This window comes from Chitinophaga sp., assembly GCF_039596135.1.
Classification (GTDB): Bacteria; Bacteroidota; Bacteroidia; order Chitinophagales; family Chitinophagaceae; genus Chitinophaga.
The window spans coordinates 12,955-27,077 of sequence record NZ_JBCNKH010000084.1 but is presented as its reverse complement, the minus strand read 5'-3'; the positions used below and the strand labels follow the sequence as shown (position 1 = coordinate 27,077).

Annotated in this window: 11 protein-coding genes; 5 read left to right on the top strand and 6 right to left on the bottom strand. The window is 45.3% G+C overall.

Annotated features, from left to right (window positions below; genetic code table 11):
- The coding region (locus ABDW16_RS27765) for a DUF1835 domain-containing protein (RefSeq protein ID WP_343674361.1) at positions 1-307 on the bottom strand (307 nt) is incomplete at its 3' end.
- Positions 308-315: 8 nt separating this feature from the next.
- Complete coding sequence (locus ABDW16_RS27760) at positions 316-2,217, bottom strand: DNA topoisomerase IV subunit B (RefSeq protein WP_343674360.1); 1,902 nt, start codon at positions 2,215-2,217, stop codon at positions 316-318.
- Positions 2,218-2,539: 322 nt separating this feature from the next.
- Between ABDW16_RS27760 and ABDW16_RS27755 the strand changes: the two genes are divergently transcribed.
- The gene (locus ABDW16_RS27755; protein ID WP_343674358.1) at positions 2,540-2,695 is read left to right on the top strand and encodes a hypothetical protein; all 156 of its coding nucleotides are present in this window, start codon (positions 2,540-2,542) and stop codon (positions 2,693-2,695) included.
- Between the two features lie 197 nt (positions 2,696-2,892).
- Here ABDW16_RS27755 and ABDW16_RS27750 read toward each other — a convergent pair whose 3' ends face one another.
- Together ABDW16_RS27750 and ABDW16_RS27745 are read right to left on the bottom strand one after the other, a co-directional pair.
- Positions 2,893-3,561 (bottom strand): response regulator transcription factor, encoded by a 669-nt coding sequence (locus ABDW16_RS27750; RefSeq protein WP_083571340.1) that lies wholly within the window; start codon positions 3,559-3,561, stop codon positions 2,893-2,895.
- 55 nt (positions 3,562-3,616) lie between these two features.
- Positions 3,617-6,742 (bottom strand): two-component regulator propeller domain-containing protein, encoded by a 3,126-nt coding sequence (locus ABDW16_RS27745; RefSeq protein WP_343674356.1) that lies wholly within the window; start codon positions 6,740-6,742, stop codon positions 3,617-3,619.
- Positions 6,743-6,876: 134 nt separating this feature from the next.
- On the opposite strand from ABDW16_RS27745, the gene ABDW16_RS27740 reads away from it, so the two are divergent.
- The 4 genes from ABDW16_RS27740 (at position 6,877) to ABDW16_RS27725 (ending at position 12,264) form a co-directional block, all read left to right on the top strand.
- Positions 6,877-7,905, top strand: coding sequence for an oxidoreductase (locus ABDW16_RS27740; protein ID WP_343674355.1), 1,029 nt, complete (start codon positions 6,877-6,879; stop codon positions 7,903-7,905).
- Positions 7,906-8,151: 246 nt separating this feature from the next.
- The gene (locus tag ABDW16_RS27735; protein ID WP_343674353.1) at positions 8,152-10,545 is read left to right on the top strand and encodes a glycoside hydrolase family 31 protein; all 2,394 of its coding nucleotides are present in this window, start codon (positions 8,152-8,154) and stop codon (positions 10,543-10,545) included.
- A gap of 506 nt (positions 10,546-11,051) precedes the next feature.
- On the top strand, positions 11,052-11,450 hold the full coding sequence (locus ABDW16_RS27730; protein WP_343674351.1) for a KGG domain-containing protein: 399 nt from the start codon (positions 11,052-11,054) through the stop codon (positions 11,448-11,450).
- Between the two features lie 160 nt (positions 11,451-11,610).
- Complete coding sequence (locus ABDW16_RS27725) at positions 11,611-12,264, top strand: phosphatase PAP2 family protein (RefSeq protein ID WP_343674349.1); 654 nt, start codon at positions 11,611-11,613, stop codon at positions 12,262-12,264.
- Here the strand turns inward: ABDW16_RS27725 and ABDW16_RS27720 are convergent.
- Positions 12,261-12,854, bottom strand: a complete 594-nt coding sequence (locus ABDW16_RS27720) for a hypothetical protein (protein WP_343674348.1) — start codon at positions 12,852-12,854, stop codon at positions 12,261-12,263. The genes ABDW16_RS27725 and ABDW16_RS27720 overlap by 4 nt on opposite strands.
- 147 nt (positions 12,855-13,001) lie before the next feature.
- On the bottom strand, positions 13,002-13,928 hold the full coding sequence (locus ABDW16_RS27715; protein ID WP_343674347.1) for a DUF4382 domain-containing protein: 927 nt from the start codon (positions 13,926-13,928) through the stop codon (positions 13,002-13,004).
- Positions 13,929-14,123: the final 195 nt, after the last annotated feature.

Genomic DNA, 14,123 nt, shown 5'->3' with positions numbered 1-14,123 from the left:
CAGGATCGGCTTTCAGGCGGGCTTTCAGTTGTTTGAACTTTTGCGGGTCAGGGCTGGTTTCTTCTTCCACGGGGGGCGCCTCGCTATCTATTAATACCGGCGCTGCAGGGGCCTCTACCCCGGCCAGCTGGTTCCACCATTGGCGGCGGCCAGCCTGTCCATCTTTGGTATCGAGTATGAACAGGGGGCCGATGGACAGATCATCCTCAAAATACAGGATGTCTCCCTTCAGCTGTTCATCCAGTTCAAACGCGCCTTGTATCGGGGCTACGGATGATTCACCAAATACGATATGCACAGTTTCCATTCAGTCTTTTATTCTGCTTCTTCTATCAGGTCTTTTTCGTACCTGAGGTTACCAATAATAAATTCCTGCCTTGTCTGGGTATTTTTGCCCATATAGTATTCCAGCAGTTTCTGAATATGCGTGTCCTTGGACAGGATCACCGGTTCCACTTTCATATCGTCGCTGATGAAAGTACCGAATTCCTCAGGAGAGATTTCTCCCAGACCTTTGAATCGGGTGATTTCCGGTTTATTGCCCAGCTTTTTGATCGCTTTTTGTTTTTCTTCTTCTGAGTAACAATAAATAGTTGTCTGCTTATTACGTACACGGAACAGTGGTGTTTCCAGGATGTACAGGTGACCGTTCTTTACGAGATCCGGGAAGAACTGCAGGAAGAAGGTCAGCAGCAGCAGGCGGATGTGCATACCGTCCACATCGGCATCGGTAGCTACCACAATCCTGTTGTAACGCAGGCCTTCCAGTCCTTCTTCGATGTTCAGCGCATGCTGAAGCAGGTTGAATTCTTCGTTTTCGTACACGATCTTCTTGGTCAGTCCGAAACTGTTCAGTGGTTTACCACGGAGGCTGAATACAGCCTGTGTTTCCACGTTGCGCGACTTGGTGATGGAACCGCTGGCGCTATCCCCTTCTGTGATGAAGATAGTAGTGTTCAGCCGTTTATTTTCCATATCGCCTTTATCTCTTGTAGGCACTTCGTCGTTAAAGTGCAGGCGGCAGTCGCGCAGCTTGCGGTTGTGCAGGTTCGCTTTTTTGGCCCTTTCATTTGCCAGTTTTTTGATACCGGCCAGTTCTTTACGTTCGCGCTCACTCTGCTCAATACGACGCTTCAGGGCATCGGCAGTAGCTGGGTTCCTGTGCAGGAAGTCGTCCAGGTTTTTAGACAGGAAATCCAGCACAAATGCCTTCATAGAAGGACCATTCTCGTATACGGAGAGAGAGCCCAGCTTGGTTTTGGTCTGGGATTCAAACACCGGCTCCTGTACCCTTACAGAGATCGCCGCACAGATAGAAGTGCGAATGTCAGTCGCTTCGTAGTCTTTCTTGTAGAAGTCCCTTACCGTTTTTACAAATGCCTCACGGAATGCCGCCAGGTGCGTACCACCCTGGGTGGTGTGCTGACCGTTTACAAAGGAATAATATTCTTCCCCATACTGGCTGGCGTGGGTAATGGCTACTTCAATATCTTCCCCGCGAAGGTGGATAATCGGGTAGCGCAGCTCATCCTCGTTGGTTTTGCGCTGCAGCAGGTCCAGTAATCCGTTTTTAGAAACGTATTTTTTATCATTAAAGTTGATGGTAAGACCAGCATTGAGGAAGCAATAGTTCCATATCTGGTTTTCCAGGAACTCAGGAATGTAGCGGTAGTTGCGGAATACGGTATCATCGGGTGTGAAGGTTACCAGGGTACCGTTGGGTTCTTTGGTAGGGGCTTCTTTATGTTCTTTGGTAAGAACACCACGCTCGAACTCGGCTACTTTGGAGCGGCCGTCGCGAATGGATTCTACGCGGAAGTAATTGGAAAGAGCGTTCACCGCTTTGGTACCTACCCCGTTCAAACCAACGGATTTCTGGAATGCCTTGCTATCGTACTTGGCACCTGTGTTAATTTTGCTCACCACATCCACCACCTTTCCGAGGGGAATACCACGTCCAAAGTCGCGGATAGTCACGTTGTGTTCTGTCACTTTAATATCTACCTGCTTGCCGAAGCCCATAGTGTGCTCGTCAATACAGTTATCTACCACCTCTTTCAGCAAAATATAGATACCATCGTCCATACTGGAACCATCTCCCAGCTTACCGATATACATACCCGGACGGAGGCGGATGTGTTCCCGCCAGTCGAGCGAGCGAATGGAGTCTTCGGTATAGGCTGCTGCTATTAGATCTTTCTTATCCGTGTTAGCCATATTATATAGAAATTCCAATTTACAGTTCAAAATGGGGCAATTCCCTGACCGGGAGCAATATTACTAAAACTTTTAGCAAAATCCGGTTGCGGGCAAAAATAAAGGTTTCATTGTATGATCCCAAGTAGAAATTATACAATATGATGAATTAAGTGGTAACCGGCGCGTCATATTACGATTTTTCTCCCTGCTTTCCGGTATTTTTCACAAAAACCCACGCAAAATTACACTTAAATGTTACTCGCTGCATTACCTTTACATGAGTAAATTTTCTATATTTACTATGAAACGATTTTTTGTCTTAACACCTATGTCCTAATCTATGAAAACACTCTTCTTTATCATTGTAGTAACTATGCTCGCCGCAGCATTCGTGGTAACTTACCTGGTAAATAAGGAGCAGCGCTCCATGAACCGTGTAAGTGGGACGTTCATCAAGTTGATCCAGAAGTTCGACTCCTGGCAGATGATGAGATAGTTTTGTTCTAATCTCCTAAAAAATTATTCCATTTTCCTATGAAAACCAATCTTTTATTTAAGTTGGCATGCATGCTTATTGCCGCTATGGTGCTGTTTGTGCATCTCGTGCGCGAAAAGGTACGTGCATAATGAAATAACCTGGCTACTAAAAAGCCGGACTGCGATTGCGGTCCGGCTTTTTTTTTATGCTTTTTATTATCGGTTGTAATATTTATTCACTGCATCGGTTCTGCTTCTCACATGCAACTTTTCGTAAATGTTATGCACGTGTCTTCTCACCGTCTCGATAGAAATGAATAAGTTACTCGCTATTTCTTTGTACAAAAATCCTTTACTCAACTGATCCAGGATCTCTTTCTCCCTGGATGTCAATGCTTCCAGAGCCGGGTTGGGTTTTGCCTGTTTCTGGAAATAAGCCACCACCCTTCTGGCAATCTGTGAGCTCATCGGGGAACCTCCTTCATGCAGGTCCCTGATTGCTTCCAGCAACTCACCCGGGGGTGTCTTTTTCAAAATATATCCGCTTGCACCAGCTTCCAGCGCCTGGAAGATCTTGTCATCATCCTCATATACCGTCAGCATCATAAAGTGCATATCGGGATATTCATTTTTCAGCCGCGCAATGCACTCAATACCATTCATCCCGCCAGGCAGGTTAAAATCCATCAATACTACATTGGGTAACAAATTGGGGATCTGTTCAACGGCCGTCTCCGCATTATTAAAAGCACCAATACACGCATAACCATCAGAGCCATTGATCAACAGTTCCATGGCTGTACGAATATCATGGTTATCTTCAACAATGGCCACAGAAATAATATCCATGTTATCCTGCGATTTCTTCTTAGAGTATACAGTCATTTATATCAGTTGTTATTATTGTTCTATGAGGTCAACCCAATTTACAAATATAGAATTAAATTAATGGTATATCCAGGAAAACTCTGGTGCCATTGTCCGAGGAAATATCAGCCGATCCGCCTACAGCCGCCATCCTTTTCTGGATGTTCTTCAGCCCGTTTCCAAACAACCTGACTTTCTCCTGATCAAAGCCCTTACCATTGTCTTTTATCATAATGGTCATGTTCTTATGCATTTCTATTTGTATCACTACTTCTGTAGCCTGTGCATGTTTCACCACATTGTGTAAGGATTCCTTCACAGCAAGGTAAATATTTCGCCTGGTTCCGCCACTCAGCTTAATATTAGGTATGCTTTCCGGAATATAAAACTGATGTGTAATATGTGCATGTTCCAGGAAATCAGCTGCAAAGCTACGCATATATGCGATCAAATTCTCTAAAGAATCATTTGAAGAATTCATCGCCCAGATTATTTCACTCATTTTGTCCACCAGCTCACCCGCTGCCTCCGATATCCGCTCTATCTCTCTCGTCTGGTTGGTATCCTGGATCTTGCGCTTTGCTATTTCACTGAGTAACCGGATGGTAGACAAACCGGAACCCAGGTCATCATGCATATCGCTCGATATACGCGCACGCTCCTGGTCTACCGCCTGCTCTTTCTCCAGTTTTAGTTTTTCATGCCGGATCTTGTAGTCGAGGTACAGCGTTGAGAAATAATACGCCACGCCGAGCAACAACAATAATAACAGGAACCGGAACCACAGCGATTGCCAGAATGGAATACGGATCACGATCTCCAGCGAGGTAGGCGTACTGTTCCAGATATCGTCGTTGTTCGACGCCCGTACATTGAAAGTATAAGTACCCGGCCGCAGGTTCGTGTAGCGCGCCATTCTGAAGGCACCCGCCTGTACCCAGTCTTCGTCCGCACCATCCAGTTTGTATTGCACTTTGTTCTTCAGTGGATTAGTAAATTCAAGCGGTACGAATTCTATCGCGATGGTATTGTGGTTGTAAGGCAATTCGATCCTGCGCAGCAAAGACAACGCTGTATCCGATTCATACGGTTTATCCAGTACTTCCATGCGCATGATCACTACTTTCGGTTTGGAAGGGTTGTTCCTGAAATCCTTTGGATAGAACCCATTCACACCACGGATCCCGCCAAAGAACAACTCACCGTCTGTAGATTTATAAAATGCGCCGGTATTGAATTCATTTGATTGCAGGCCGTCTTCGTAATTGTAAGTAGTAATCTCCTCGGAGACCTGGTTTATTTGCGACAGACCTTTGTTGTGACTTACCCATATGCGGTCTTTGTCATCCAGCAATACACCGTAGAAATAATCATTCACCAAAGACGGAAAAGTATAACTATTGTAATGCTGTGTGATCCGGCCCTTTTCATCCATTACAAACAACCCCTTGGAAGTCGCTACCAGCAGCTGTTTGTGTGCATTCTTATTGATTGATTTTACGATCGTACCTGCAGGTAAGAACAACTTTTCCCAGCTGGGACTATCCGCTTTTTTCACATACACCGCCACCTTGGTACCCACATATTTATTGCCCAGGAAATCTTCAAAATAAGTAGTGAGTACTTCCCCTGGGAATTCATGTACGATCGATGCTTTGTAGGTTCTGCCTACCTGCACCATCTGCAGCAGGTAACTGCCGTAGTTGAAATAAATTTCACCGGTATTCCGCTTGAACAAAAAAGGATAGATATCTTCCTGGTTCGGCATGCCCAGGGCCTTTACCGATGGTGTAAGGTTTTCAAAACGATGTGTATGTACATTGAACAAACCGATGTACATATCAGAAAAATGGAACCACAGGTGTTCAAAATCTTCCCTGCAAATAGCATTCAGGTTCTTTGCAGGAAATATATTGTTACGGCCATCATCGCCGGGAATGCGTTCCAGCCACTTGCCTCCTTTTTCGTAGATGTCCAGTCCGTCGTGCATGAGCCCTACATAGAGTTTGCCGTCGTCATGCTTGTACACGGCCCTTACCATATTGTGCGTGAGAAAGGGTGAGCGGTACAGGTTGAACACCTTCTTGTTCGGAGAATATTTTTTTATGCCATCACCATCTGTACCTACCCACATATTGTCGCTCGCATCGCGGTACAGGTAGGTCACTACATTCCAGCTCCGGGTTTCAGAGCCATTGAACGTAACGATGTGATTGATAATTTCGTTGCGCCTGATATTGTACACCATGATCCCGTCTGTACCGCCAATCCACACGTTGCCATGCTGATCCAGCTCCATACAGAGCGGCACAAATGAAATATCCTTTTCATCGTGCTGATCAAAGGTAAGGTCTGTATACTTGTTGAGCTTTTTGTTGAAGATGACCACATGTCCCTGTGATGAAATAATGAGCGTATCACGATTCAGATTGCGGATCACAGGATGTGTAGTAATTCCTGGTAAGCAGTAAGTGGTAACGCGGAGTGTTTTGGTATTCATGGCCAGCAATTCGCCTGCCTCAAAGTTCATCCATATGGTACTGTCATCTTTTATCACGGCGGATGCCGACAACCCTTTGCGCATCATGGCAGGCGGATACAGGATCAGTCGCCTGATGGCATATGTCTTGTCGTCGAGTATATAAAGACCTTTGGAAGGCCGCCATACATAAAGTGCATTGAGGGCCGTATCCTCACCCAGGATCTTGAACTTACTGCCGGTATCCCGTTCAGCATTATTGCCCCAGGTGGTATCTTCCAGTACGTTTTCAAAACTGTTGCGATATTCGTCGTAAACGCTGATGCCGTAATTGTGTGTGAGAATAAGCTGATGGCGGGCGTTGCGGTACAGAGAGTACCCTTTATAACCTTTCAGGGCAAAGCGGTTGATGAGGGCACGACCGCCAGTGTTGGTCCGGGTACCCAGGTTGCCCTTCCCCTGCCCTGCTATCTCGCGGGAACTGGGGTTGTAGCGGTATTCGTTGAACACATAGCCGTCAAAACGGTTTACCCCGTCATGCGTAGCAATCCACATAAAACCCTGATTATCCTCCAATATGTCGTACACAGAATTTTGAGAAAGCCCTTCATTCACCCCGTAAGAGTCGAATATATAAGGCTTTTCCTGTGCGTGCAACACAGTCACTGGTAAGGTGCATAGGAAAAACAATAAAATCTGCGCTGCCCGTTGCAATGACAATATTAAAGTTAAAAGAGGTTAGTAATGCATGTTTAACTGTGTCCACAAAAACGCAGTGCTTGCAAATATATAAATCTGCTACACACTTTCTAATGATTTTGTAATTTTCTTGCCTCAACATTCAATAATAACCCATGTACAAATTCGGTAAATCCTTACTCCTACTGCATTCTGTATTCTTTTGCTGCATTTTTTCGGCCTATGCACAGCAAAAACCAGAGATTAAAGCACTCGAAATCCCGCCCATAGCCAGTATCAGGGGCTTGTCGGTAGTCAGTGACTCAGTTGTGTGGGTGTCGGGCACAGGCGGACAGGCTGGTCTGACTACAGATGGTGGTAAACACTGGCAGTGGATGAAGGTGCCAGGCCATGATAGTGTGGACTGGCGCAGCTTACATGCATTTGACAGCAAGCGGGCACTACTGCTGAATGCCGGTGCGCCTGCCCATGTGATGCTTACAACCGATGGCGGCAAGACCTGGGAAATGGAATATGAGGATACTGCAAAAGGTATTTTTTTCGATGATATCGCTTTCCTGAATGACAAAATGGGGTTTGCTATCGGGGATCCCATGCCGCCGGACAATAAATTTGCCGTAATCGCCACCGAAAACGGGGGCAAATACTGGGCACCGGTAAACACACCGATGGTGGCACAACCCGGCGAAGCGATCTTTGCAGCCAGTGGCACCAATATCGTTGCGCTGGCTAATGACAGGGGCGGTATCATCACTGGTGGGCAGGTAAGCCGTTTTATTCCCGGCAATACGGCCATAAAGCCGGTGGTGCTGCCTATCACCCAGGGTAGTCCCAGCAAAGGCGCTTTTTCACTGGCCTTCATGCCGGATGGCAAAACGGGTGTGATCGTAGGCGGTGATTATCAGCACGATAAAGAGACCGCTAATAATTGTGTGTACACTACTGATTATGGTAAAACCTGGACTGTTTCGCCTGCGCCGCCTGCCGGCTATCGCTCCTGCGTTGTGTATGTAAAGGAAAATGTGTTTATCGCCACAGGTACTTCGGGCACAGATATTACGAGGGATGCGGGTGTACATTGGGAAAAAATAAGCGATCAGGGATTTCATGTAGCAGGTGTATCGCCCAATGGAAAGAAGATCTGGCTGGCGGGTAGCCGAAAACTGGGAATAATCACGCTTTAATAAAAAAGGGGTATTGAAAAACACCCCCGAAAAATAGGTTAAAGCAAAAAGTATATTATTCAGAGCGGAAAGATAATCCGGGAATGCTTTACGTGTATGTAAATTTTCGCCAATGTGTTATTTTTACAGGTAAACGGCGGATAATCAGCGCCGAATGATATAAAATCGAAACACTGTTATAACAATATATTTTTGCCTAATTTGGGCATCGTTAGGGAAAGAGAATGGTATTAATAAAAGCGATCTATGCAAGTAACGACCTCATCTGGTAAGTATTCGGTCAAGCACTATCCGGATACCATTAAGGAGTGGAAAAAAGAAGGTAACTACTTCTATTTTTATACGTCAGAGACCATCCTGGAAGTAAGGATTATATCAGATAAGATCATCCGGTTCCGCTATGCTGCTGATGGAAAATTTCAACGTGATTTCTCGTATGCGGTAAGCGACCGATTGGAAGAAACACCTGTCAATTTTGGACTGCGGGAGTATGAAGAAAACTTTGAACTCTACACAGACATCCTGCGCATTTACATCAACCGCGATGATCTGCGCCTCACTATCACCGACTCGGAAGGCCGCATCATCAACCAGGACGAAATGGGCTTCCACTGGCAGTATTACCTGCAAAAAGGGGGTAAGATCGTATACTGCAGCAAGCAGATCCAGGAAGGTGAATGCTTCTACGGTATGGGCGATAAGCCAACCGATCTGAACCTGCATGGCAAGCGCCTGGAAAACTTCGGCACCGATGCCTATGGCTATCAGAAAGATACTGATCCGCTGTACAGAAATATCCCTTTCTACTACGGTTTGCACCAGGGCATTGGTTATGGTATTTTCTTCGATAATACCTTCCGTACCATCTTCGATTTTGGCAAGGAGCGTGAGAACACGACCAGCTTCTGGGCCCGGGGTGGTGAAATGAATTACTACTTCATCTACGGCCCTGAATTACTACAGGTAGCCGAAGGGTATACACAGATTACCGGTACGCCAGACCTGCCGCCCCTGTGGGCTTTGGGCTATCAGCAATGCCGCTGGAGCTACTATCCTGATAAGCGTGTCAGGGAGATTGCCGCTGAATTCCGTAAACGCGAAATTCCCTGCGATGTGATTCATCTTGACATCGATTACATGGAAGGCTTCCGCTGTTTTACCTGGAGCAAGGAAGGATTTCCTGAACCCGCTGGCCTGATCAAAGACCTGGCTGCTATGGGTTTTAAGATAGTAGTCATCATCGATCCGGGCATAAAGGTAGATCCCGACTATGCTATTTATCAGCAGGGAATTCAAAAAGATTATTTCTGTAAACGTGCAGATGGCGCACTCATGGAAGGCGATGTATGGCCGGGCAAATGCGTATTCCCGGATTATACCAATCCCGAAGTGAGAAAGTGGTGGGCCAGTCTTTTTAAAGGACTGGTAGATACCGGTGTGCGTGGTGTGTGGAACGATATGAACGAACCCGCTGTGTTCGAAATGGGCACCTTCCCCGAAGACGTGCGCCACGACTACGACGGCGAAGCAGTGAGTCATCGCAAAGCACACAATATATACGGTCACCTCATGAGCAAATCCACGGAGGCAGGCATGCGCAAATACCTCATGCCCCACCGTCCATTTGTAATCAGTCGCTCCTGCTATGCCGGCGCCCAACGCTGGACATCGCTGTGGACAGGTGATAATGTGAGCAGCTGGGAACACCTGTGGCTGGCTACCATCCAGGCGCAACGACTGTCTGTATCCGGTATTTCATTTTGCGGTAGCGATATCGGTGGGTTCATTGGTGAACCGGATGGTGAACTGTACGTGCGCTGGATCCAACTAGCGGTATTCCATCCCCTCATGCGCACACACTCTGCCAGCAACGAAACCGGCTTTAACCAGGAACCGTGGAGCTTTGGCGCAGACTACGAAGCAGTGGCGAAAAAGTTCATTCAGCTGCGCTACCAGTTATTACCCTACCTGTATACCACTTTCTGGCAATATAGTGTGAACGGCACACCGATGATGCGTCCGCTGGCTTTCGTAGATCAGCATGACAAAGACACACATGACCGTACACATGAGTTCATGCTGGGCGATAGCCTCCTGATTAGCCATGTAAGCGAAAAAGGCATGAAGGAAAAAGAAGTTTACCTGCCCGCAGGACAATGGTATTATTACTGGAATGACCAGGTATATACAGGCAAACAATCTGTGAAAGTGGCCACACCACTGGACGAAATACCTCTGTTCGTAAAAGCAGGTGCAGTAGTACCACACTATAACAAAATCCAGTATGTAGAACAGCGCCATACGGAAGAGATGATACTACATGTATACTACAGCGACCAGGTAACCAGCAGCGTGCTCTACGAAGATGCCGGCGATCACTACGGGTATAAGAATGGTCAGTACAACAACATTCGTTTCAAGCAGGTTTCTACCAAACAGCAATTTGAGTTGCGGAAACGGTTCTTTGGTAATTACGATGCGGTATACAAAAAGCATCATATTTTCATTCATGGATTACCATTCAAACCCAAGGAATACATCATCGATGGCAAGGCTGTAAAACTCTCTGCTGCCAATGCTACCAGCGGTGTGTTCGAGATAATAGCACAACGTAAATTTGAGACGCTTGTGATACGATAACAAATGCCTCATTTATAAAAACAACAAATCCCAAATTCTCATCGCTGAAGAATTTGGGATTTGTTGTTTTAAACCCAGTCCGATTTAAAAAAAAGGGCACTGTAGATTGAGATCTTAGTGCCTTTTCATAACCTATGCCAACTTTAGAGTTAATCAAAATTAACACGTTATAACTTATACTCAAACACTCTTATCAAAATGAACAAAATGAACGAAACGTTCAACACTGAACGAAGGTTGATTTTGTTAATGAGAAGTTATGAAATGAATTTCCGCTTGCCAGCACAACTATTTCCTTAACAAATTGTTTAGAATAAGGGCAGATTCGCTACATATTGTTAAGCATCCTCCACGCTTCTGCCCGTGTTGTAGGATGAAATAGTATGCGTAATACTGTAATACAATGGGTTATAAATACGCGGCATAATAGTTGTGCCTCCTTTGGCAGAGATTATGTTTTGATGTTAAACGGAACCCATTATTAAACCTTTCAAAATTCATTTCTTATGGCTGCAGAACAAAACAATCACTTCACTCAACTCGAAAGGGAGCATTCGCACGAGCACAATCATGGACATGAGCAACATGGAAGTAATGCTCACCAGAGTCACAATTCTGAAGCAGAAGACAAACCCAGATCAGAAACTCCAAGCCGGAAAGATAAACGTGGTTTTGCCTCCATGGATGCATCCATGCAGCGTGCGATAGCCAGCAAGGGTGGTCGTGCTGCACATGCACAGGGGGTTGCTCATGAGTTTAATTCTGCTGAAGCACGCGAAGCCGGCCGTAAAGGCGGTGTAGCAGTAAGCCGGAACAGACAGCATATGGCCGAAATAGGTAAGAAAGGCGGAGAAGCAGCGCACAATAAAAGAAAAAAAGCACAGCAACAGCAGGACGCTGAATAACGGTTTAACCTGAAAGTCTTTGAAGTTATTTCCAAAGAGGAATTGCCTGAAATGTGGATTACACATTGCGGTAATTCCTTTTTTTTATATGAGGGAGAAATTCCACAATTAGTGGCACCCGGTATTCCTATTAGTATTTTTCATTACTTTTATCCCTATTATGAAATCTATTATTAGCCGACTACAGTCCTTCCTCATTCCCTATTCTGTTTTATTCGTTATTGCCCTCACCCTCAAGATAATTTTCACCAGAGAAGAAATTTACTTTTTTATTAATGGGTTACACTTCCCTGCAGGAGATGTATTCTTCCGATATGCCACCGAAATGGGTGGAGCCACTACTGCCATTTCATTAGTGTTGATCTTACTTTTCGTCAATTATCGCGCTAGCTTATTGCTGGCCAGCAGTTACCTGCTGACCAGTCTTATAAATTTCCCCCTGAAATATATCGTGGGCGCACCAAGACCTAAATTGTATTTCACCGATTCTCCCCATGCCATTTATTACGTACCGGATGTAGAAGTGCTCTCGAATCATTTCAGTTTCCCTTCAGGACATACCGTATGCGCATTCACCAGCGCAGTGGTGCTGACCTTCATTAGTCCCCGCAGGTGGTATGGTTATATTTACTTTCTGCTGGCAGTACTGGTAGCCTATTCCAGGATGTACCTCAGCCAGCATTTTTTTGAAGACGTAACAGCTGGTTCGTTTGAAGCAGTAGTAGTTGTGACCTGTTGGGTTGCCTGGTTTAATAATCGTGCTTTCTTCCGGCACCCTGGTTGGGAAGGTGCGCTGAGCAGGAAAAATGATTAGTGCTTTTTAGTCCCTGCCTGGTGCGGCAACTGAGCTGGTTGAGGTGGGAGTTTTTTCGGTACTTTATTGGTAATTGTATCCAGTTCCTCCGCACTTACCGGCTCTCCCCTTTTGTAATATTCTTTTACCATATTCCCATCTTCGTCGTAAATTTTCCAAAGGCCATCCCGAAGTGAGGACGCGCTTCTTTTGATTTCTTCGAATTTTTCCTCCTGGGTCACAGGATCGATCACCCGGTAGCTTTCTACCGTATCGTCAATGTCTTTGGCCACAAAATTACCTTCTGCACTTACCAGGCCATTCAGGTAAAAATAACGGGCAGGTCCATTCAGCACATTGTGTTTGAAAGTTTCCTCGGCAATTATTGCACCCGATGGGGCGTATTTTTTCCAGATGCCTTCTTTGCGGTCGTCTACATAAGAGCCTTCCCAGGTGTAGCCGTCTTCGCCACGGATGGCAGGAACTTCTTCAGACCATTCGCCCTGCTTGCGTTTCTGGTCATCTTTTTTGTTGAGTTTAATCGTGAAGCCCTGCGAATAGACAATAAAGCATAACAGTTGTAGTACAGAAAATACGAGGAGTTTTCTCATTCAGTAATATTTTGTACAAGTTAGTAATTTTTAACATATCTGGTTAAGACGGGCCTTTCCGCTATAAACGAAGAGAGGCTATATCAATAACGATATAGCCTCTCATTTTATGATTGTGTGTCTTAGTCCTTATATCCTTTTTCTATCTTACTTATGCAGTACGATTGCGTCTACCGATGTATTCTTACCGGTCTCAATCTTAACACCGGTAATCGTTGTATCAGCATATCCATTAGATGCATTCACATACACATTGTAAGTACCTGTGTTCAACCCCCTGATCTTCCACTCACCACTTCTCCATGGTAATGCATAAGCGGTATCTGTATCATTGTATACAGTCAGTACCGGGTAAGCCTCATAAGGAGTTACTTTACCAGAAATACTACCTGTTTCAGATACCAGGAATACATGGATTACCGGGCGCAGTATGAACTTACCATTACCAGTCTGAACGATGGAACGATCTACGTCGAAGTCCAGCCACAGGCGGTAATTACCACTCTGGTATTCTTCCCATTCTTCAGGACGGATACTTACAACCAGTTTCACCTGGCCATTCAAAGCCTTCAGCGGATACTGTACGCTGTCTTTTACAACGTAGCTGTTGTCGCCCAGGTTGATCTGAATTCTCCTTACCTTACCTACAGGCACTACACCTTCAGAGAGTAAAGTATCGGCACCGTTACGCAGGGTGAGTACATCGTATACACCTGGAGAAAGTGCCAGAGAATCCCATACTTTGCAGGAATCATCACGGTCATTTTTATCTTCGCCCCAGTGACAACGGTTGTAATCGCTGCCCCAGTCGTCGTCACCACCATTGCTGTTACCTTTGCCTTTTCCATTTTCACCATCACAGGTATCAATCAGTACCTGTACGGATTTGATGTCCAGAAATACATTGTCAAAGCGGCTACCTGGATCATCTGCCAGGAAGATGTTCAGTCTTTGTTGGTTAGCACCGAGGCCTGTGGATGAACTGGAGTTATCCTTTTTACAGGAATACACGACTACTGCCAACAATACTAACGTGGCTAGCCCCCATCCGGAAGTGCGGAGATAGGTCCTCATAAAAGAATGGTTTTTTTGGTTTAATAATAAAGATTTAGCCTACTACAGATGTGCATGATTTATTACTGCTATCAGTAAGCTAACTTTAGATCGAAAAAATAAACAAAAGTTTAACAGAGTATAATTATTTTACATACACCTCACAATAAACTATTAGTCAATTTTTTACGAAGAATGGTTTTTAATCTGTGTGCA